Annotated in this window: 16 protein-coding genes; 9 read left to right on the forward strand and 7 right to left on the reverse strand. The window is 67.9% G+C overall.

The annotated features are described in order from the left end of the window. Nucleotides 1-4 precede the first annotated feature (4 nt). The 5 genes from ACPCXD_RS09085 to ACPCXD_RS09105 are packed head-to-tail and all read right to left on the reverse strand — an operon-like array spanning nt 5 to nt 5592. Complete coding sequence (locus tag ACPCXD_RS09085; protein WP_160877764.1) at nt 5-1054, reverse strand: acyl-CoA dehydrogenase family protein; 1050 nt, start codon at nt 1052-1054, stop codon at nt 5-7. Then, nucleotides 1051-2022 carry an acyl-CoA dehydrogenase family protein gene (locus ACPCXD_RS09090; protein ID WP_160877762.1) on the reverse strand — a complete coding sequence of 324 codons (972 nt, stop codon included), beginning with the start codon at nt 2020-2022 and terminating at the stop codon, nt 1051-1053. The genes ACPCXD_RS09085 and ACPCXD_RS09090 overlap by 4 nt, the downstream gene beginning before the upstream one ends. Then, nucleotides 2019-3179: an acyl-CoA dehydrogenase family protein gene (locus ACPCXD_RS09095; protein ID WP_088897587.1), complete on the reverse strand. Its 1161-nt coding sequence runs from the start codon at nt 3177-3179 to the stop codon at nt 2019-2021. Before ACPCXD_RS09095 ends, ACPCXD_RS09090 begins: the two co-directional genes overlap by 4 nt. Further along, nucleotides 3179-4048 carry an enoyl-CoA hydratase gene (locus ACPCXD_RS09100; protein ID WP_019290144.1) on the reverse strand — a complete coding sequence of 290 codons (870 nt, stop codon included), beginning with the start codon at nt 4046-4048 and terminating at the stop codon, nt 3179-3181. The genes ACPCXD_RS09095 and ACPCXD_RS09100 overlap by 1 nt, the downstream gene beginning before the upstream one ends. Further along, a complete protein-coding gene (locus tag ACPCXD_RS09105; RefSeq protein WP_088897586.1) occupies nt 4045-5592 on the reverse strand; it encodes a FadD3 family acyl-CoA ligase in 1548 nt (515 codons plus the stop codon). The genes ACPCXD_RS09100 and ACPCXD_RS09105 overlap by 4 nt, the downstream gene beginning before the upstream one ends. Nucleotides 5593-5636: 44 nt before the next feature. Between ACPCXD_RS09105 and ACPCXD_RS09110 the strand changes: the two genes are divergently transcribed. From ACPCXD_RS09110 to ACPCXD_RS09150, 9 genes are all read left to right on the forward strand, one after another. Then, a complete protein-coding gene (locus ACPCXD_RS09110; protein WP_423659280.1) occupies nt 5637-6845 on the forward strand; it encodes an acyl-CoA dehydrogenase family protein in 1209 nt (402 codons plus the stop codon). Continuing rightward, the gene (locus ACPCXD_RS09115; RefSeq protein WP_088897584.1) at nt 6842-7657 is read left to right on the forward strand and encodes an SDR family oxidoreductase; all 816 of its coding nucleotides are present in this window, start codon (nt 6842-6844) and stop codon (nt 7655-7657) included. Before ACPCXD_RS09110 ends, ACPCXD_RS09115 begins: the two co-directional genes overlap by 4 nt. Nucleotides 7658-7691: 34 nt before the next feature. Next, nucleotides 7692-8303, forward strand: coding sequence for a TetR/AcrR family transcriptional regulator (locus ACPCXD_RS09120; RefSeq protein WP_088897583.1), 612 nt, complete (start codon nt 7692-7694; stop codon nt 8301-8303). Between the two features lie 9 nt (nt 8304-8312). Further along, nucleotides 8313-9461 (forward strand): acetyl-CoA C-acetyltransferase, encoded by a 1149-nt coding sequence (locus tag ACPCXD_RS09125; protein ID WP_423659282.1) that lies wholly within the window; start codon nt 8313-8315, stop codon nt 9459-9461. Between the two features lie 162 nt (nt 9462-9623). Next, on the forward strand, nt 9624-9893 hold the full coding sequence (locus ACPCXD_RS09130; protein ID WP_120281328.1) for a DUF2277 domain-containing protein: 270 nt from the start codon (nt 9624-9626) through the stop codon (nt 9891-9893). A 117-nt stretch (nt 9894-10010) separates the two neighbouring features. Next, entirely contained in the window at nt 10011-12323 is a 2313-nt protein-coding gene (locus tag ACPCXD_RS09135) for a carbon starvation CstA family protein (protein ID WP_271037863.1), read from the forward strand. After that, a complete protein-coding gene (locus tag ACPCXD_RS09140) occupies nt 12320-12502 on the forward strand; it encodes a YbdD/YjiX family protein (protein ID WP_016694713.1) in 183 nt (60 codons plus the stop codon). Before ACPCXD_RS09135 ends, ACPCXD_RS09140 begins: the two co-directional genes overlap by 4 nt. A 327-nt stretch (nt 12503-12829) precedes the next feature. Further along, the gene (locus ACPCXD_RS09145) at nt 12830-13762 is read left to right on the forward strand and encodes a DUF5996 family protein (protein WP_423659285.1); all 933 of its coding nucleotides are present in this window, start codon (nt 12830-12832) and stop codon (nt 13760-13762) included. 84 nt (nt 13763-13846) lie between these two features. After that, nucleotides 13847-14620: a crotonase/enoyl-CoA hydratase family protein gene (locus ACPCXD_RS09150; RefSeq protein ID WP_088897579.1), complete on the forward strand. Its 774-nt coding sequence runs from the start codon at nt 13847-13849 to the stop codon at nt 14618-14620. A gap of 31 nt (nt 14621-14651) precedes the next feature. Here the strand turns inward: ACPCXD_RS09150 and ACPCXD_RS09155 are convergent, their stop codons facing one another. Both ACPCXD_RS09155 and ACPCXD_RS09160 read right to left on the reverse strand, forming a co-directional pair. After that, on the reverse strand, nt 14652-16655 hold the full coding sequence (locus ACPCXD_RS09155) for a CocE/NonD family hydrolase (RefSeq protein ID WP_423659288.1): 2004 nt from the start codon (nt 16653-16655) through the stop codon (nt 14652-14654). Between the two features lie 150 nt (nt 16656-16805). After that, nucleotides 16806-18386 (reverse strand): ABC transporter substrate-binding protein, encoded by a 1581-nt coding sequence (locus ACPCXD_RS09160; RefSeq protein WP_423659290.1) that lies wholly within the window; start codon nt 18384-18386, stop codon nt 16806-16808. Nucleotides 18387-18482 lie beyond the last annotated feature (96 nt).

Below are 18482 nucleotides of genomic sequence, written 5' to 3' on the forward strand. Positions count from 1 at the left end.
TTGCTCAGGCGGATACCGCGCTCAGGTATTCGCGCGGTTGCCCGAACAACTGGGCGCTGCCGTGCGCCCGCTTGAAGAACAACTGCGCGTCGTGCTCCCAGGTGATCGCGATCCCGCCGTGCAGCTGCACGGCCTCCGACGCGACCTGCTGGAAGGCCTCCGAACAGTAGATCTTCGCCGCGTACGCGTCCTGCGGATCCTGCGACAACGCAGCCGCATACGACATCGACCGCGCCGTCTCCACGAGCGCGTACATGTCGGCCATGCGGTGCTTGAGCGCCTGGAACGACCCGATCGCGCGACCGAACTGCTTGCGGTTCTTCGCGTAGTCGACGGTCAGGTCGAGCACGGCCTGCGCGGCGCCCACCTGCTCGGCCGACAGGGCGATCGCCGCGGACGCCCGCAACCGGTCGACGAGATCGTCGGACGACGCCAGGCGACGACCGGTCACCGCCGAGAACGACACCTCCGCGAGGGAACGCGTGGGATCCATCGTGGGCACGCGGCGCCGCGACACCCCGTCGGTCTCCGGATCGACCTCGAACAGGCCGACCGTGTCACCGTCGGCGGCGAGCACGAGCAGGGTGGACGCGATGTCGCCGCCGAGCACGTAGTGCGCGGTTCCGGTCAGCACGTCGCCCTCGGCGCTCACGCCGCGACGCTGCCAGCCGGCGGCCGACGCCCAGCACACCGCGACGACCTCGCCGGCGGCAATGCCGGGGAGCAGACGCGCCGCCGCGTCGGCGTCACCGGACAGCAGCACGGTCTGCGCCGCGAGCACTGCCGACCCCAGGAACGGCGACGGCGTGAGCGTGCGGCCGAGTTCCTCGAGCACCACGTGGGTCTCGACCCACGAGGCGCCCACACCGTCGTATTCCTCCGGGACGGCGAGGGCTGCGACCCCGACCTGCTCGACGAGCATCGTCCACAGTTCGTCGTCGTACCCGCTGCCGGTGGTGATCGCCCGCCGGACGGCAGCCGAATCGGAGTGCTTGGCGAGCAGGGTGCGCACCGAGTCCCGCAGTGCGGCGCGCTCTTCCGTCTCGAACGTCACGACGCCTCGCTCTCGAGTGCCGCGACCACGCGTGCCCGGTGCTCGTCGGGGGTGCCCCACGCGGTGACGAGCGCGCGGACCTTCGTGATCCACAGCGACAGATCGTATTCCTGGGTGTAGCCGATGGCGCCGTGCACCTGCAAGGCCGTACGCGCGGCGAGATAGGCGGCGTCGCCGCACGCGACCTTCGCGGCCGAGACATCCCGGGACGCGGTGGACAGCTCGTCGCGGACGGCGATGGCCGCGCCGTGCAGCAGCGGATGTGCCATCTCCAGCGCGACCGCCACCTCGGCGAGATGGTGCTTGACCGCCTGGAAGGAGCCGATCGCGCGACCGAACTGCTTGCGTTGCTGCGCGTACTCGACGGTGGTGTCGAGCAGGGTCCGGCCCAGGCCCTGGAGCTGAGCTGCGGACGCGAGGACACCGATGTCGAAAGCCGCAGCGGTATCGGCGGATCCGAGCGACTCGCCGACGGTGAGCGAGGCGAGCGTGCGCGACCGATCGACCGACTCGCGCGTGTCTCCGGCGGTGCCGACCGAAACGGTGCCGCCGGCCACGTGCAGCGCGAGGTCGGCGACGTGCGCGTCGACCGCGTACGGCGCGTGGGGGAGCATCGCGACGGTGGCGAGCGAGCCGGCGGCAAGAGGACCGAGACGCTCGGGTGCCACGGCGGCGAGCAGAACCGGTGCCACCGCGACGGTTTCGACCACCGGGCCGGGTACGGCGTGGCGGCCGAGCTGTTCGACGGCGACGACGAGGTCGACCGCGTCGGCCCCGAGGCCGTCGTGCTCCTCGGCGACGAGCAGACCGTTGACGCCGGTCTCGGCCAGTCGCTCCCACACCTGCAGACCCGGTGCCGTGTCGCCGCTGTTCCATGCACGGATCACCTGCGGCATGTCCGACTTGGTGAGCAGGGCGTCGATACTGGACGCGAAGTCCTCATGGGACTCGTCGAGTGCGAATCTCATCGATCACCCCTCGGAAGGCCGAGCAGCCGCTCGGCGATGACGTTCTTCTGGATTTCGTTGGTACCGGCGTAGATCGGGCCCGACAGCGAGAACAGATAACCGTCGGTCCAGCCGTCGACGAGTTCGGCGTCCGCGCCTTGCAGGTCGAGCGCCGTCTCGTGCGCGGCGATGTCCCACTCGGACCAGAACACCTTGTTGATCGACGATTCGGCGCCGAGCTGCCCGCCTGCGGTCAGGCGCGTGACGGTCGCCCAGGTCGACAGCTCGTAGGCGCGGGCCCCGATCCACGCGTCGGCGACGCGGTTGCGCAGCGCGGTGTCGCCGTGGAGGTCGGATTCGCCGTAGGCGCGCAGCAGCCGGTCGGTGGCCGCCAGGAAACGGCCCGGCGCACGCAGCGACAGACCGCGCTCGTTGGAGGCGGTGCTCATCGCGACCCGCCATCCCTCGTTCACCGCACCGATCACACCGGACTCACCGGGACGCTCCGGGTCGTCGGGGACGAAGACGTCCTCGAGGAAGATCTCCGCGAAGCCCGGCTCACCGTCGAGCTGCGGGATCGGTCGCACGGTGACGCCCTCGGCCCGCAGATCGAACATGAAGTAGGTGATGCCCTTGTGCCGCTGGGCCTCCGGGTCGGAGCGGAACAGACCGAAGCCCATGTCGGCGTAGGACGCCCGCGAGCTCCACGTCTTCTGGCCGTTGAGCAGCCAGCCGCCGTCGACCTTCGTGGCGGTCGAGCGCAGCGACGCGAGGTCGGAGCCGGACTCGGGTTCCGACCAGGCCTGGGCCCAGATGTCGTCGGCCCGGGCCATGCGCGGCATGATGCGGGCGAGCTGCTCGGGGTGGGCGTGCTCGAACAGGGTGGGGGCGAGCAGGAAGATGCCGTTCTGGCTCACCCGGCCGGGTGCACCGGCGCGGTAGTACTCCTCCTCGAACACGACCCACTGCTCGAGGGTCGCGTCGCGGCCGCCGAGTTCCTCGGGCCAGGAGACGACCGACAGGCGTGCATCGGCGAGGGTCCGCTCCCACTGCCGGTGTTCTTCGAAGCCCTCGGCCGTGTCCATCGACTTCAGCGGCGTCTTGGGGACGTTCTCGGCGAGGAAGGCGCGTACCTCGTCGCGGAACGCGAGGGTGGTGTCGTCGAGCTGCAGATCCACTACTTCGCCCCTTCCACCGGACGGGCGCTCGCGGCCATCGACTTGGCGTTCATGCCGCCGAGCGAGTCGGCTCCAACCTCGGCGTTGTGCGCGTGTGCGAAGTGGTGCAGGCCGAAGACCGAGTCCATGCCGTTGCGCATGCCCATCTGGTCCTCGCACTGGTTGACGGCGCGCTTGGTGAGCGCGAGACCGAAGCGCGGCATCTCCGCGATGCGGGCGGCGAGGGCGAGGGTCTCGTTCTCGAGTTCCTCACGCGGCACGACGCGGCTGACCATGCCCACCTCGTAGGCGCGCTGGGCACTGAAACGGTCACCGGTGTAGAGGATCTCCTTCGCGAAGCGCGTTCCGAGGATCCACGGGTGCGCGAAGTACTCGACACCCGGGATGCCCATGCGCACCACGGGATCGGAGAAGAAGGCGTCCTCGGACGCGACGATCAGGTCGCACACCCACGCCAGCATGAGACCGCCGGCGATGCAGGCGCCCTGCACCGACGCGATGGTGGGCTTGGGGATCTCGCGCCAGCGGCGGCACATCCCCAGGTATACCTCCATCTCACGGGCGTAGCGCTGGTCGCCGCCGGGCTTGTCGACGTGGTCCCACCACATCACGGCCTTGTTGTCGTAGTGGACGTGGTGGTCGCGGCCCGGGGTGCCCAGATCGTGGCCGGCGGAGAAGTGCTTGCCGTTGCCGGCCAGCACGATCACCTTGACCTCGTCGTCCTCGACGGCCCTCTCGAAGGCGGCGTCGAGCGCGTAGGTCATGACCGAGTTCTGGGCGTTGCGGTAGTCGGGTCGGTTGAGAGTGACGATCGCGACGCCGTCGCGCACCTCGTAGGTGACGACATCGGGCTCGAACGGGACGGTCATGACTTCTCCTCACGCAGAACGTTCTTCAGTACCTTGCCGGACGGATTTCGGGGTAGCGCATCGACGAACCGAACCGATCGCGGCGCTTTGAAGTTGGCGAGTTTCTCTCGGGCATACGCGATCACGTCGTCCTCGGTGAGCGGATGTCCGTCCAGCGGGACCACGAACGCCCGGCCGACCTCACCCATGCGCTCGTCGGGGACACCGATCACCGCGACCTCGTGGACTCCCGGCAGACGCAGCAGTGCCGCTTCGACCTCCGCCGGATAGACGTTGAATCCGCCGCTGATGTACATGTCCTTGAGGCGGTCGGTGATGTCGAGATAGCCGCGCTCGTCGAGGGTTCCGACGTCACCGGTGTGCAGCCATCCGTCCTCGTCGACGGTCTTGGCGGTGGCCTCGGGATCGTCGAGATAACCGAGCATGACGTTCGGGCCGCGCAGCAGGATCTCACCCTTGTCGCCGATGCGCACCTCGAACTCGGCGGTGGCGCGTCCGGACGAAGTGGAGACGGTGACGGGATCGTCGTCGGTGCGGCACATCGTCGCGACGACCGCCTCGGTCTGCCCGTAGGCGGTGAGCACCGCGTCGAAGCTCAGTTCGTTCTGCATGCGTTCGACGAGGGAGACGGGCACGGGTGCGGCGCCGGTGACGGCGATGCGCAGGTTGCTCAGGTCGTACTCGCCGCGACGCGGGTGGTCGAGGATGGACTGGTAGATCGTCGGGGCGCCCGGGAGCACGCTGATGCGCTCGGCCGCGACCATCGCCATGACCTTCTCCACGTCGAAGGTCGCGAGGGGGATGACGGTGGAGCCCTCGAGCAGTGCGGCGACGAAACCGGCCTTGTACCCGAAGCTGTGGAAGAACGGGTTGATGATCAGGTAGTTGTCGTCGGTCGTCAGTTCGGCGCACTCAGCCCACGCCTGCGCGACACCGATGCACTGACGGTGGGCGCTGAGCACGCCCTTGCTGCGGCCGGTCGTGCCCGAGGTGAACAGGATGTCGGAGACGTCGTCGGGGGTCACGGCCGCGGCGCGCGCGTCGGCTTCGGTGCGGGCGGCGTCGGTGGCGGAGGACAGGAAGTCCGCCCACTCGACGACCCCGTCGGTCGGCGCGTCGTTCCCGCCCAGCGGGACCCGCACGGTCGTCGGGATCGACAGTTCCGGCGCGGCCTTGCTCAGTTCGGTGTACCGGTTGCTGCCGAGGAACTCGCCGACCACGACGAGAGCCTCGGGGCGGACGCGCTCGACGACGTCGGCGGCCTCGCTTCCGGTGTAGCGGGTGTTGAGGGGTACGACGACACCGCCGGCCCAGTGCGCGCCCAGGGCCGCGATCACCCAGTGGAACGTGTTGGGCGACCAGATGACGACGCGCGCACCGCGTTCGACGCCGCGGGCGACGAGCGCCGCGGCGAAATCGCGGACGTGGTCGCGCAGTTGTGCGAAGGTCAGCCGGGTGTCGCCGTCGGCGATCGCGAGCAGGTCCGGCCAGGTGTCGGCGGCACGTACGAGTGCGGCCGGAGTGGTTCTCGGTCGTGTGTTCACAGAGCTCCCTACCTAGCAATTGCTTGGTAGGTTATCGTACGGATGTGCACGAGAGCGAGAGCCAGGAAAATGCGGAGTTCGCAGCCACCGTTCGGCAGTGGCTCGAAGACAACCTGACCGGCGAGTTCGCCGAGCTCAGGGGCAAGGGCGGACCCGGAAGCGAACACGAGTTCTTCGAACAGCGACTCGCGTGGGACCGGCATCTGGCCGCTGCCGGATGGACCTGCATCGGCTGGCCCACCGAGTACGGCGGTCGCGGCGCGAGCATGGATCAGCGCGTGATCTTCCACGAGGAGTACGCGAAGGCGAACGCCCCCGCGCGCGTCAACCACCTCGGTGAGGAACTGCTCGGGCCCACCCTCATCGCGTTCGGGACCGAGGAGCAGAGGCAGCGCTTCCTGCCCGGCATCCGCAACGTCACTGAACTGTGGGCGCAGGGCTACTCGGAACCGGGAGCCGGCTCCGACCTCGCCAACGTCTCCACCACCGCCCGCCTCGAGGGCAACAAGTGGGTGATCAACGGCCAGAAGGTCTGGACGTCGCTCGCACACGTCGCACAGTGGGCCTTCGTCGTCGCGCGGACCGAACCCGGTTCGAGCCGTCATCACGGCCTGAGCTTCCTGCTCGTACCCCTCGACCAGCCCGGCGTCACGGTGCGGCCCATCCAGCAGCTCACCGGCACCTCCGAGTTCAACGAGGTCTTCTTCGACGACGCCGTCACCGACGCCGACCTCGTCGTCGGTGCCCCCGGCGACGGATGGAAGGTCGCGATGGGTCTGCTGACCTTCGAACGCGGCGTCTCCACCCTCGGGCAGCAGATCGGCTTCGCCCGCGAACTCGACGGCATCGTCTCCGTCGCCGAGAGCAACGGTGCGATCGACGATCCGCACCTCCGCGAGCGCATCGCCCGCGCGCGGATCGGACTGCGGGTCATGCGCGCCCACGCCCTGCGTACCCTCGGCGACGCCGACCCTGGTCAGGCGTCGGTCGCGAAACTGCTGTGGGCGAACTGGCATCGCGATCTGGGTCAGCTCGCCATGGACGTGCAGGGTGCGTCGTCGCTCGTCGGCCCCGATCACGACCATGCCGGAAATCCCTCCGAGATCACCGATCCCGAGCATCTCGAGCTCGCAGAGTGGCAGCGGCTGTTCCTGTTCACCCGCGCCGACACCATCTACGGCGGATCCAACGAGATCCAGCGCAACATCATCGCCGAGCGCGTGCTCGGCCTTCCCCGGGAGGCACGTCCGTGACCGCTTCACCCCGCCCCGCATCCCCGCTCGCGACCCCGCCGGTCGAGACCCCCGGCCACGGCCTGCTCCGCGACAAGAAGGTCGTGGTCACCGCCGCCGCCGGCACCGGCATCGGATTCGCCACCGCGCGCCGCGCGCTGCTCGAGGGCGCCGACGTGCTCGTCTCCGACTTCCACGAGCGCCGGCTCGGCGAGTCCGCGGAGAAGCTCGCGGCCGAGTTCCCCGAACAGCAGGTCGCGACGATCGTGTGCGACGTGTCGTCCACCGAGCAGGTCGACGCCCTCATCGCCGGCGCCGCCGACCAGCTCGGCCGCATCGACGTGCTCGTCAACAACGCCGGACTCGGCGGGGAGACGCCCGTCGTCGAGATGACCGACGAGGAATGGGATCGCGTCCTCGACATCACCCTCACCAGCACCTTCCGCGCGACCCGCGCCGCGCTGCGCTACTTCCGTTCGGTCGACCACAACGGAGTGCTCGTCAACAACGCGTCGGTCCTCGGCTGGCGCGCGCAGCACTCGCAGGCGCACTACGCGGCGGCGAAGGCCGGCGTCATGGCCTTGACCCGCTGCTCCGCGATCGAGGCCGCCGAATACGGCGTGCGCATCAACGCCGTCGCCCCGTCCATCGCCCGGCACCCCTTCCTCGCGAAGGTCACCAGCGAGGAACTGCTCGACAACCTCGCCGCCGGTGAGGCCTACGGCCGCGCCGCCGAGGTCTGGGAGGTCGCGGCGACCATCGCGATGCTCGCCAGCGACTACACGACCTATCTGACCGGCGAGGTCGTGTCGGTCTCCTCGCAGCGCGCATGACCCCGCCCTCGGTCGGCTTGAAAGGATGTCCGTCATGACTCCCTCACGCGACGACACCTCCAGCAAGTCCGGACGCCGCGCGGAACTGCTCGACATCGCAGCCGACCTGTTCGCGTCGCGCGGTGTGCGGGCCACGACCGTGCGCGACATCGCCGATGCCGCCGGCATCCTTTCCGGCAGCCTCTACCACCATTTCGATTCGAAGGAGTCGATGGTCGACGAGATCCTGCGCGCATTCCTCGGCGACCTGTTCGACAGCTACCGCAAGATCGTCGCGTCCGACCTGCCGTCGCGTGACACGCTCGCAGCGCTGGTGACGACCTCCTACGAGGCGATCGACCGGTCGCACGCCGCCGTCGCCATCTACCAGGGTGAGGCCAAGCATCTCGAAGGCGACCGCTTCGCCTACATCGGTGAACTCAACATCGAGTTCCGCGACCTGTGGGTGGGCGTGATCGAACGCGGCGTCGCCGACGGTTCCTTCCGTCCGGATCTCGACGTCGAACTCGTCTTCCGGTTCCTGCGCGACACGGTCTGGGTCGCGGTCCGCTGGTACCGCCCGGGGGGCGCGCTCAGCATCGACCAGGTTGCCCAGCAATACCTTTCCATCGTTCTCGACGGACTGTCGAACCAGAATTCTTCCTAAGGAGACATCATGACCGAGGCCTACATCGTCGACGCGGTGCGCACCCCCATCGGCAAGAAGAAGGGTGGGCTCGCGGACGTGCACCCGGCCGACCTGGGCGCGCACGTGATCAAGGCGCTCGTCGAGCGCACGGGCATCGACCCCGCCGACGTCGACGACGTGGTGTTCGGTTGCGTCGACGCCATCGGCGGCCAGGCCGGCAACATCGCCCGCACCGCGTGGCTGGCCGCCGGTTACCCGCAGCACGTACCCGGCGTGACCGTCGACCGTCAGTGCGGGTCGAGCCAGCAGGCCCTGCACTTCGGCGCCCAGGCGATCCTCAGCAACACCGCCGACCTCATCGTCGCCGGCGGCGTGCAGAACATGACGCAGATCCCGATCTCCGCAGCCATGATCGTCGGACAGCAGTACGGCTTCGACACCCCCTTCGGCGGGTCGACCGGCTGGACCGAGCGCTACGGCAGCGACGAGGTCTCGCAGTTCAAGGGCGCCGAGATGATCGCCGAGAAGTGGGACCTCAGCCGCGAGGAACTCGAGAAGTGGGCGCTGCAGAGCCACGAGCGCGCCAAGGCTGCCATCGCCGAGGGACGCTTCGAGAACGAGATCGTGCCGCTCGGTGATGCGGCCGTCGACGAGGGCCCGCGCGAGACCAGCCTCGAGAAGATGGCGTCGCTGCAGCCGCTCGTCGAGGGTGGTCGTCTCACCGCCGCCGTCGCCAGCCAGATCTCCGACGGTGCGTCCGCGGTGCTGCTCGCCTCCGACGAGGCCGTGAAGAAGTACGGATTGAAGCCCCGCGCGCGCATCCACCACCTCAGCGCCCGCGGCGACGACCCGATCTTCATGCTCACCGCCCCGATCCCCGCCACGCAGTACGCGCTCGAGAAGGCCGGCCTGACGATCGACGACATCGACCTCATCGAGATCAACGAGGCCTTCGCCCCCGTCGTCCTGGCGTGGATCAAGGAGATCGGCGCCGACCCGTCGAAGGTCAACGTCAACGGCGGGGCGATCGCCCTCGGCCACCCGCTCGGCGCGACCGGCACCAAGCTGATGGCGACGCTGCTCAACGAGCTCGAGCGCACCGGTGGCCGCTACGGCCTGCTCACCATCTGCGAGGGTGGCGGCACCGCCAATGTGACCATCATCGAACGCGTCTGATCCACCCCTTCACATCCGCGCGCCCGTTCGTCATCCGCTGCAGCAATTGCCGTAGCGGATGGACAGCGGGCGCGCGGATGTTCGGTTCGGCACTGCTTGGTTCGGCACTGTTCGGTTCGGCACTGTATGGTCCGGCCCTCGAGCGGCGTCTACCCTCGAAGCATGTGCCGGAACATCACGGAGCTGCGCGGGCTCGAGCCGGCTGCGACCGCCGAGGAGATCGAGGCGGCCGCGCGGCAGTACGTCCGTAAGGTCAGCGGGATCCACAAACTCTCCGACGCCACCCGGGAGTCGTTCGAACAGGCCGTCGCCGAAGTGACCGCGACGACGACGAGACTGCTCGAGTCCCTTCCCGAACGGCGGCAGCCACCGCCGACGGTTCCACCGCTGCGTCGGCCCGAGGTGCAAGCCAGGATCGCCGCACGCGGCTGATCGATTCCGGTTCCTTCATCGACGCGCGCGGGTAGCGTGACGCTGGTCGAGATTCGAGCACGTTCGAGGCCCGTCGCGACCTCCGCGGATCCGCGGCGAGCCTGGTGAGGAGCCGATATGGCCGTGGACCCGGCGCCGCCGACCAGCAGCGAAGTGGAATATCTCCGGACCGACCCCGATCTTCCACCGGTCGGTGTCGTCGACCGGACACCGATATCACCCACCGCGCGGATCGTCTTTCTCGTACTCGCGATTCTGGGGGCGGTCGCCTGGTCGATGATCGCCCTGGTCCGCGGCGAGGAGATCAACGCCGTCTGGTTCGTCATCGCCGCCGTCTGCACCTATCTCGTCGCCTATCGCTTCTACGCGAAGTTCATCGAACGCAAGATCGTGCAGCCGCGCGACGACCGTGCGACACCCGCGGAGGAGCTCGAGAACGGCAAGGACTACATGCCGACGGACCGTCGGGTGTTGTTCGGCCATCACTTCGCCGCCATCGCCGGCGCGGGCCCGCTCGTCGGCCCGGTGCTCGCCGCACAGATGGGATATCTGCCCGGCACGATCTGGATCATCGTCGGCGTCGTCTTCGCCGGTGCGGTCCAGGACTTCCTCGTCCTGTGGATCTCGTCGCGCCGCCGCGGGCGCAGCCTCGGCCAGATGGCCCGCGAGGAACTCGGACCGATCGGTGGCGTCGCGGCGCTCATCGCGGTCTTCGTCATCATGATCATCCTGATCGCGGTGCTGGCATTGGTGGTCGTGAACGCGCTCGCCGACAGTCCGTGGGGCCTGTTCTCCATCGCCATGACGATCCCCATCGCGTTGTTCATGGGCGTCTATCTGCGCTACCTGCGACCCGGCAAGGTCGCGGAGGTGTCACTGATCGGCGTCGTCCTGCTGCTCGTCGCGATCATCGCGGGTGGCTGGGTCGCCGAGACCGACTGGGGCGCCGACTGGTTCACCCTCTCCCCGGTGACGATCTCGTGGCTGATGATCGCCTACGGATTCGCCGCGTCGGTACTGCCGGTGTGGTTGCTGCTCGCCCCGCGCGACTATCTGTCGACCTTCATGAAGGTCGGCACCATCGTGCTGCTGGCCATCGGCATCCTCGTCGCGCGTCCGGCCCTGGAGATGCCCGACGTCACGTCGTTCGCCATCGACGGTGACGGCCCGGCCTTCGCCGGGTCGCTGTTCCCGTTCCTGTTCATCACCATCGCATGTGGCGCACTGTCGGGATTCCACGCGCTCATCTCCTCGGGCACCACTCCGAAACTGCTCGAGAAGGAGAAGCAGACCCGGCTGATCGGTTACGGCGGCATGCTCACCGAGTCGTTCGTCGCGATCATGGCCCTGGTCACCGCGTGCATCATCGACCAGCACCTGTACTTCACGCTCAACGCACCGGCCGCCCTCACCGGTGGCACCCCGGAGACCGCCGCCGCCTACGTCAACGGACTCGGCCTGGGATCGCCGGACATCACTCCCGAGCAGATCTCCGCCGCCGCGGAGGGTGTGGGGGAGGAGTCGATCATCTCCCGTACCGGTGGTGCCCCGACGCTCGCGTTCGGCATGTCGCAGGTGCTCAGCGATCTGTTCGGCGGCGACAGCCTCAAATCGTTCTGGTACCACTTCGCGATCATGTTCGAGGCGCTGTTCATCCTCACGACCGTCGACGCAGGAACGCGTGTCGCGCGGTTCATGCTCTCGGATTCGCTCGGCAACTTCGGTGGCCCGGCCCGTCGCTTCAAGGATCCGTCCTGGCGTCCCGGTGCGTGGCTGTGCTCCGCAGTGGTCGTCGGCCTGTGGGGTGCGATCCTGCTGATGGGCGTCACCGACCCGCTCGGTGGCATCAACACTCTGTTCCCGCTGTTCGGCATCGCCAACCAGTTGCTCGCCGCGATCGCCCTGACGGTCGTGCTCACCATCGTCGTGAAGAAGGGACTGGTGAAGTGGGCCTGGATCCCCGGTGTGCCGTTGGTGTGGGACCTGATCGTGACGATGACGGCGTCGTGGCAGAAGATCTTCTCCGGCGACCGCGCGGTGGGGTACTGGGCCCAGCACCGCGCTTTCGTCGACGCGAAGAACTCCGGCGCAACCACATTCGGTTCGGCGAGGACGGTCGACGAGATCGACGCCGTCATCCGCAACACGTTCATCCAGGGCACCCTGTCGATCGTGTTCGCGAGCCTCGTGCTGATCGTCGTCGCGGCCGGGGTGGTGGTGTGCATCAGATCGATCCGCGCCGGAGGTATGCCCACCACCGAGACACCCGATGTCCCGTCGAAGATCTTCGCGCCCGCCGGCTTCGTGCCCACACCGGCCGAACGGGAACTGCAGAAGGAGTGGGACGAGCTGATCGCATCGGGCAAGGTCCGGGCTCCGGGGGCCGCGCACACCCATGCCTCGCATCACAAGGACGGAGACGGGTCGTGATCGCCGTACTGCGTCGTGCGTGGTGGTGGATCGGTGCCGTCATGGGCGACCACGACTACGCGCGGTACGTCGAACTGCACCGCCGCCAGCATCCGGATCGACCACCGCTGAGCGAACGCGACTACTGGCGTGAGCGGCACGCCGCAGCGGATGCGAACCCGGGAAGCCGATGCTGTTGAGCGGGGGAGGACGGGCATGACGAAGTGCGAATCGATCCGCGTCGAGACGCGCGATCGGGTAACGACCGTCATCATGGCCCGCCCCGAGCATCGGAACGTCGCGAGTGTGACATCACCGAATTTCCACAGACCTGTATCCGCAACGATCGTCGATCTGCCTACGAGCAGTTCGGTCGTTCCGAACCCGAGGCGATCGCATTCGAATTCATGGTCGGCACGGATTCCCTCGGCAGCGACGCGGCCGGTGGTGCCGCACGGTTCGCGTCCAGGGGAAGGTGGACACGGTTCGTTCTCCTGACCCGATTCCTCGACACTGTGGGAGGCGTTGTGCACGAATCAGTACCTGTTTCCGGTGATGCGTGGCCGAGTCTGCGGACGGTGGAATGGGCCGACACACGCGACACCCTCCACATGTGGTTGCAGATCGTCGGCAAGATCCGCATGGCGCATGCACCGACGGTCAACCACTGGTGGCAGACGACGCTGTACGTCACACCACGAGGTCTGGGCACCTCGTCGATTCCGTATGGGCGCACCGTCTTCGACATGGAATTCGACCTCTTCGAACACCGTCTGCACATCCGTGCGGGCGACGGTCGCAGTCGTTCGGTGCCCCTCGTCGCACAGTCGGTGGCGGAGTTCTACACCCGTACCCTCGAAGCGCTGCACGAACTGGGCATCGCGACCCGCATCCATGGCACACCCAACGAGGTGGATCCGGCGATCCCGTTCGCTCGGGACCGTGAGCACGACAGCTACGACGGCGAGGCCGCTCACCTCTTCTGGCGGCAGCTCGTGCAGGCTCATCGCGTCCTGCAGGTGTTCCGGGCGGAGTTCCTCGGCAAGGTCAGTCCGGTGCACTTCTTCTGGGGAGCGATGGACCTCGCGTGCACCCGGTTCTCCGGACGTACCGCCCCGCCGCACCCCGGCGGGATCCCGAACTGCCCCGACCGGGTGATGACGGAGGCCTACTCGCACGAGCTCAGCAGCTGCGGGTTCTGGCCGGGTGGTGGGGACGAAGGAGCGTTCTATTCCTACGTCTATCCGGGGCTCGACGGTTTCGACGATTCCCCGGTGCGGCCGGACGCCGCCCACTATTCCGCCGAGCTGGGGGAGTTCGTGTTGCCCTACGAGGCGGTGCGGACCGCGGCCGATCCCGATGCGGAACTGATGGACTTCCTGCACAGCACCTACGAGGCCGCTGCCCGCCTCGGTGCGTGGGATCGGGACGCTCTCGAGCGTCGGCCCGGCGACCGGTGACAGGTACCGTCACGAAACTTGTTGCAGCAGAGTTTAATTCGAGACCTTTTGAACTCCGGGATTGCTGAACGGGAGAGGGCAGGGATGACGCAGTACGAGTCGATCCGCGTCGAGACACGCGACCGGGTGACGACCGTGATCATGGCCCGTCCCGAGCGCCGGAACGCGGTCGACGGTCCGATGGCCGCCGAACTCGCCGACGCGTTCCGGACCTTCGACACCGACCCCGACGCCGATGTCGCAGTCCTCTTCGGAGAGGGCGGGAACTTCTGTGCGGGTGCGAATCTCGAGGCCATCGGCACCGAGGAGCAGAATGTCCTCGATGAGGGCGGCGACGGACCGATGGGACCGACACGCATGGCGCTGTCGAAACCGGTGATCGCGGCGGTGGAGGGCTACGCGGTGGCCGGCGGACTCGAACTGGCGATCTGGTGCGATCTGCGGGTGGCGTCCGCCGATGCGGTGTTCGGTGTCTTCTGCCGACGATGGGGCGTGCCGTTGATCGACGGCGGGACCGTTCGGCTGCCCCGCCTCATCGGCGAGAGCCGGGCCATGGACATGATCCTGACCGGCCGCCCGGTCGATGCCGCGGAAGCACTCGACTTCGGTCTGGCCAACCGCGTGGTCGAACCGGGAACCGCGCGCGAGGCCGCCGAAGACATGGCGCGGGAGATCGCCGGCTTCCCTCAGACGTGTATGCGCAACGATCGCCGGTCGGTCCGCGCCCAGTCCGGCCGTTCCGAATCGGAGGCGATCGCATTCGAGTTCACGGTCGGCATGGAGTCCCTCGAGAGCGATGCGGCCGGTGGGGCCGCCCGCTTCGCGTCCGGAGAGGGTCGGCACGGGTCGTTCTCCTGATCCCGATTTCCCGAGCGGAACGTCCCGCCGGCTACTTCGCTACCGGAAGCGTTACGAAACTCGGTGCGGCAGGGTTCAGTTCGAGGTGCTGTGGCCGCAGTCCGCTCTCGACCAGCATCGGGCCGAGCGGCAACGAGCGCGGGACGCTCGCGGCGTAGACGTCCACCCGGATGCGGTGGCCCGGTTGCAGCACCGCCTCGGTCGGCAGCGTGCTGATGTCGAGGGCCGTCGGTTGCCCCGGGACGATCGGCTGCCGGGACTCGAGGGTCAGCACCGGATGTGCCTGTGCGTAGTCGCCGTCGGCGGTGAACGTGCTCTTCGAATCCTCGATCGCCCGCAGCGACGAGACGAGGGAACCGGTGGTGAGCACGGTGGACCGTCCGTCCGGAGCCACGTCGTTCACGGAAACCGACCAGAATCCGTCGGTGGCGTCGAGGACGGTCTCGAGGTGCACGTTGACCGGTCCCGAGAGCACGGTCGGTTCGGTGACCGGCCCGCTGGTGAAGGTGAGGCCCTCGGCCTCGTTGAACCGGGCGTCCTTCGTGCATCCCGCGCCCAACAGCACCGCGATGCCGGCGGTGCCCTGTGCGGCCTCACGGGAACAGAAGCCGCGCAGTCCCGGGGCGACGGTGAGTCGTTGCGCGGTTTCGGGCGCCGACGTCGCGAGTGTGCCGTCGTGGAGAGCGTGCCCGGCCGTGCCGCTCGGAGCCGCCGACAGGAAGAGCTTCTCGTGGTCGACGGGGCTGCGTGGGAACTCGTCGTTCGTGACCCAACCGCCGCCCTGCTGCAGCAGGGTGACCGGGCCGTACTCGTCGATGCCGTTGTCGATGTCCTTGAGCCAGCGGTCGAACCAGGCGTGCTGGAGCGCCGTGATGTTCGGCGGATGTCCCGGGGTGCCGAATCCGGTACCGAGGATCGCGTGGTAGCCGTCGCCCATCACCAGTTGCTTGCGGCCGGGTTCGACGGGAATCCGGTTGTAGATGTCGGGCTCGCTGTTGGCGAAGATGTCGTGCCAGTTCCCGAACACGAAGGTGGGCACCTCGATCGACTCGAGTCGGGCCTGCCGTTCCTGGTAGAACGGGCCGTCCTGAGCGACCGCGAGGGCATCGGGGGAGACACCGTCGATGCTCGGCGCGGTGAGGACCTCGAAGAGTTCGGGGATCTTCGTGGCGGGGTCGGCGAGCCTGTCGCGCAACCACTGCGCGTCGAACCGGCCCTGGAGGAGGGCTTGCATATCGGGAACCCACTTGAGCCCGTTGACGAGCCCGAGCCAGGCGGGCATGAAGCCCACGCCCACGGCGCCGCCGGTGCCCACGATGTCGCGCAGCAGGTCGTTGCCGGGTTCGACGGCGAAGACCGCGTCGAGTGCCTCAGGTCGTAGGCCGGCGGCCTGGATCTGGTTGATCGCCGAATAGGACACGCCGGTCGTTCCGACGCGTCCGTTCGACCACGGTTGCTTCGCCGCCCAGTCGATGACCTCGACGGTGTCCTGCTGCTCGCGCGGACCGAGAACGTCCCACTGTCCGTGGGAGAAACCGGTGCCCCGCACGTCGACGATCACCTGCGTGTACCCGTTCTGCACGAGATCGCGGTTGAGTCCGAAGGCGCGGCCGAGTTGGGATGCCGGGGCGGCGAGTTCGGTGATGCCGTCGAAGGGGGCACCGAAGTTCAGGACGGATCCGAGTTCGTCCACGAGTGGGGCGAACTGCGGGTCCTCCATCGCCACCGACGCCAGCGTCGACAACAGTTTCGTGTACGGCGTGAGACCGAGGACGACCGGTGTGGGTTCGTCGATCGGCGTGCCGTCGGCGTGTGCGGGACGGAAGACGTTGGCGCGGAGCACCGTCCCGTCGCTCAGTGTGATGGGTACGTCCCACTCGACGGCGGTGTTCGGATAGGCGTCGGGGGCATCGACGAGGCTCTGCCAGGAGGCACCGGAGGCGCCACCGGTGGGATCGGCGGTCGCCGGTCCTGCGGATGTGATGGTGCAGGCGGCCAGTGCCGCCACGACGAATGCGACCGTACGTGATCTCACCGGGCCCCCATGCCTGCGGTAAACAGTTCCGCGCACGGTAACGCGAGCTCGGCGGATCCGTCAACGACCGTAGTCAGTCGGATCGGAACCGATGTTGTTGTCGTTGATCCCGGGAAGGATCGACAACAACATCGGTTCCGATCGTGGGAACTATCCGGACTCGGCCATCCAGAGTTCCTCGGGCAGGGGCGACCCCAGCGCGTACATCCGGACTCCGTGGATATCGGAACTGTGGATCACCGACGGTGCCGCCCGCACGTACCAGATGCCGACGTCGAGATCGGCGAGTCGTTGCTGGACAGTCGTGTAGGCCCCGACCCGCTCGTCCGGTGAGGTCGCCAGTCGGCCCGCCTCGAGGGCGGCATCCAGTTCGGGGTCGGCGATACCTGCGACATTTCCCGACGACCCCGAGTGGAACTGATGCCACAGCGTGGTGTGCGGCTCCTGCACGTCGGCCGACCAGATGGTCGCATCGAAATCACGCGCTGCATACCGCGGCATGAAGGCCGCGTAGTCGAGTACTTCGACGTCGACCTCGACGTTGTCATAGGCGGCGAGTTGCGCCTGAACCGTCTCCGCGACCGTTCGGATCTCGACGAGGGAGGTGGCCAGGAAGGTGAACTCCACCGGCTTGCCCTCGGCCGCGAGTTCGTCGAAGAGACGCTGCGCCTCCTCGGGATCGTGCTGCTGCAACGGTATGTCCGCGAAGAACGGCGACGACTCCTGGAACAGGGTGCCCGGCACTTCGCCGTTGCCTTCGAAGACCGCGCTGTTGATGCCGTCGAGTTGCACCGCGGCGGCCACGGCCTTTCGCGCTCGGACGTCGTCGAACGGTGCCCGTCGGGCGTTGAGGGCGATGTACTGCCCACCGCCTTCCGGGACGATCTGCGTCGGAAACCCGGCCTGCTCCGCCCGTGTCAACGCCGACCAGCTCGACTCCGCGACCAGATCCACTGCGCCACTGGCGAGCACGTTCGTGCGCTGGTTGACGTCGCTGACGGTGGTCAACGTGATGTTGTCCAGGTACGGCCGCGGTGCATCCCAGTAATCCGGATTCCGTTCGAGTTCCATACGATCCTGGCGTGTCCACTCGGTCAGGACGAAGGGACCGGCGCCGACAGGTTCGGCATTGAACGTCTCCGGACCCTTCGCGAGGGCGGTGGGGGAGGCGATCCAATTCAGGGAACTCGACGTGACCGCGTGCGCGAAGTGGGGATTCGGTGAGCGCATGGTGATCGTCAGGGTGGTCTCGTCCACGACTTCGGTCGACGCGATCTGTGATGCCTGTGCAAGCGCATTCGACGCGACGGTCGGGTCCCGGTGCCGGTTCCAGTTGAATGCCACCGCCTCCGAGTCGAGCGGAGTTCCGTCCGAGAAGACGAGATCCGGCCGGAGCGTCAACGTGAACGTGGCGCCGCCGTCGGGGGTCGAGAAGTCGGTGGCGAGTTTGTGTTCCACCTCGAGTGTCGCCGGGTCGTCGACCATCAGTGTTCCGAACAGCGCGTTGCCCAGCATCGACTGCCCGACCCAGTTGTTGGCGAGGACCGCCGGGTCGAGGCTGACCGGCTCGCGAACCTGGACGAGCCGCGCGGATCCGCCGACGACGGGGTCTCCGACGGGCTCGGCGGCGGCGGAGCCGGAGCCCGCACCGGAGCTGCCGCAGGCAGTGATGAGGAACAGCGCCGAGCACAAGGCGACAAGCGTGAGGTACGACGATCTCCGTCGATTCATAGGGGTCCTTCCTGTGATCCGAGAACCGAACAGCTCGCCGACGCCCATAGGGCCTCGCCGGGACAGATTTCCTCTCGGAATTACTACTCTCTTATT

The organism is Rhodococcus sp. AB351 (assembly GCF_049538275.1).
Taxonomy (GTDB): domain Bacteria; phylum Actinomycetota; class Actinomycetes; order Mycobacteriales; family Mycobacteriaceae; genus Rhodococcus.

Coding starts and splice junctions, on each gene's coding strand:
- ACPCXD_RS09090 (WP_160877762.1), bottom strand. CDS start 2,022: ATGAGATTCGCACTCGACGAGTCCCATGAGGACTTCGCGTCCAGTATC.
- ACPCXD_RS09100 (WP_019290144.1), bottom strand. CDS start 4,048: ATGACCGTCCCGTTCGAGCCCGATGTCGTCACCTACGAGGTGCGCGAC.
- ACPCXD_RS09120 (WP_088897583.1), top strand. CDS start 7,692: ATGACTCCCTCACGCGACGACACCTCCAGCAAGTCCGGACGCCGCGCG.
- ACPCXD_RS09125 (WP_423659282.1), top strand. CDS start 8,313: ATGACCGAGGCCTACATCGTCGACGCGGTGCGCACCCCCATCGGCAAG.
- ACPCXD_RS09130 (WP_120281328.1), top strand. CDS start 9,624: ATGTGCCGGAACATCACGGAGCTGCGCGGGCTCGAGCCGGCTGCGACC.
- ACPCXD_RS09135 (WP_271037863.1), top strand. CDS start 10,011: ATGGCCGTGGACCCGGCGCCGCCGACCAGCAGCGAAGTGGAATATCTC.
- ACPCXD_RS09150 (WP_088897579.1), top strand. CDS start 13,847: ATGACGCAGTACGAGTCGATCCGCGTCGAGACACGCGACCGGGTGACG.
- ACPCXD_RS09160 (WP_423659290.1), bottom strand. CDS start 18,386: ATGAATCGACGGAGATCGTCGTACCTCACGCTTGTCGCCTTGTGCTCG.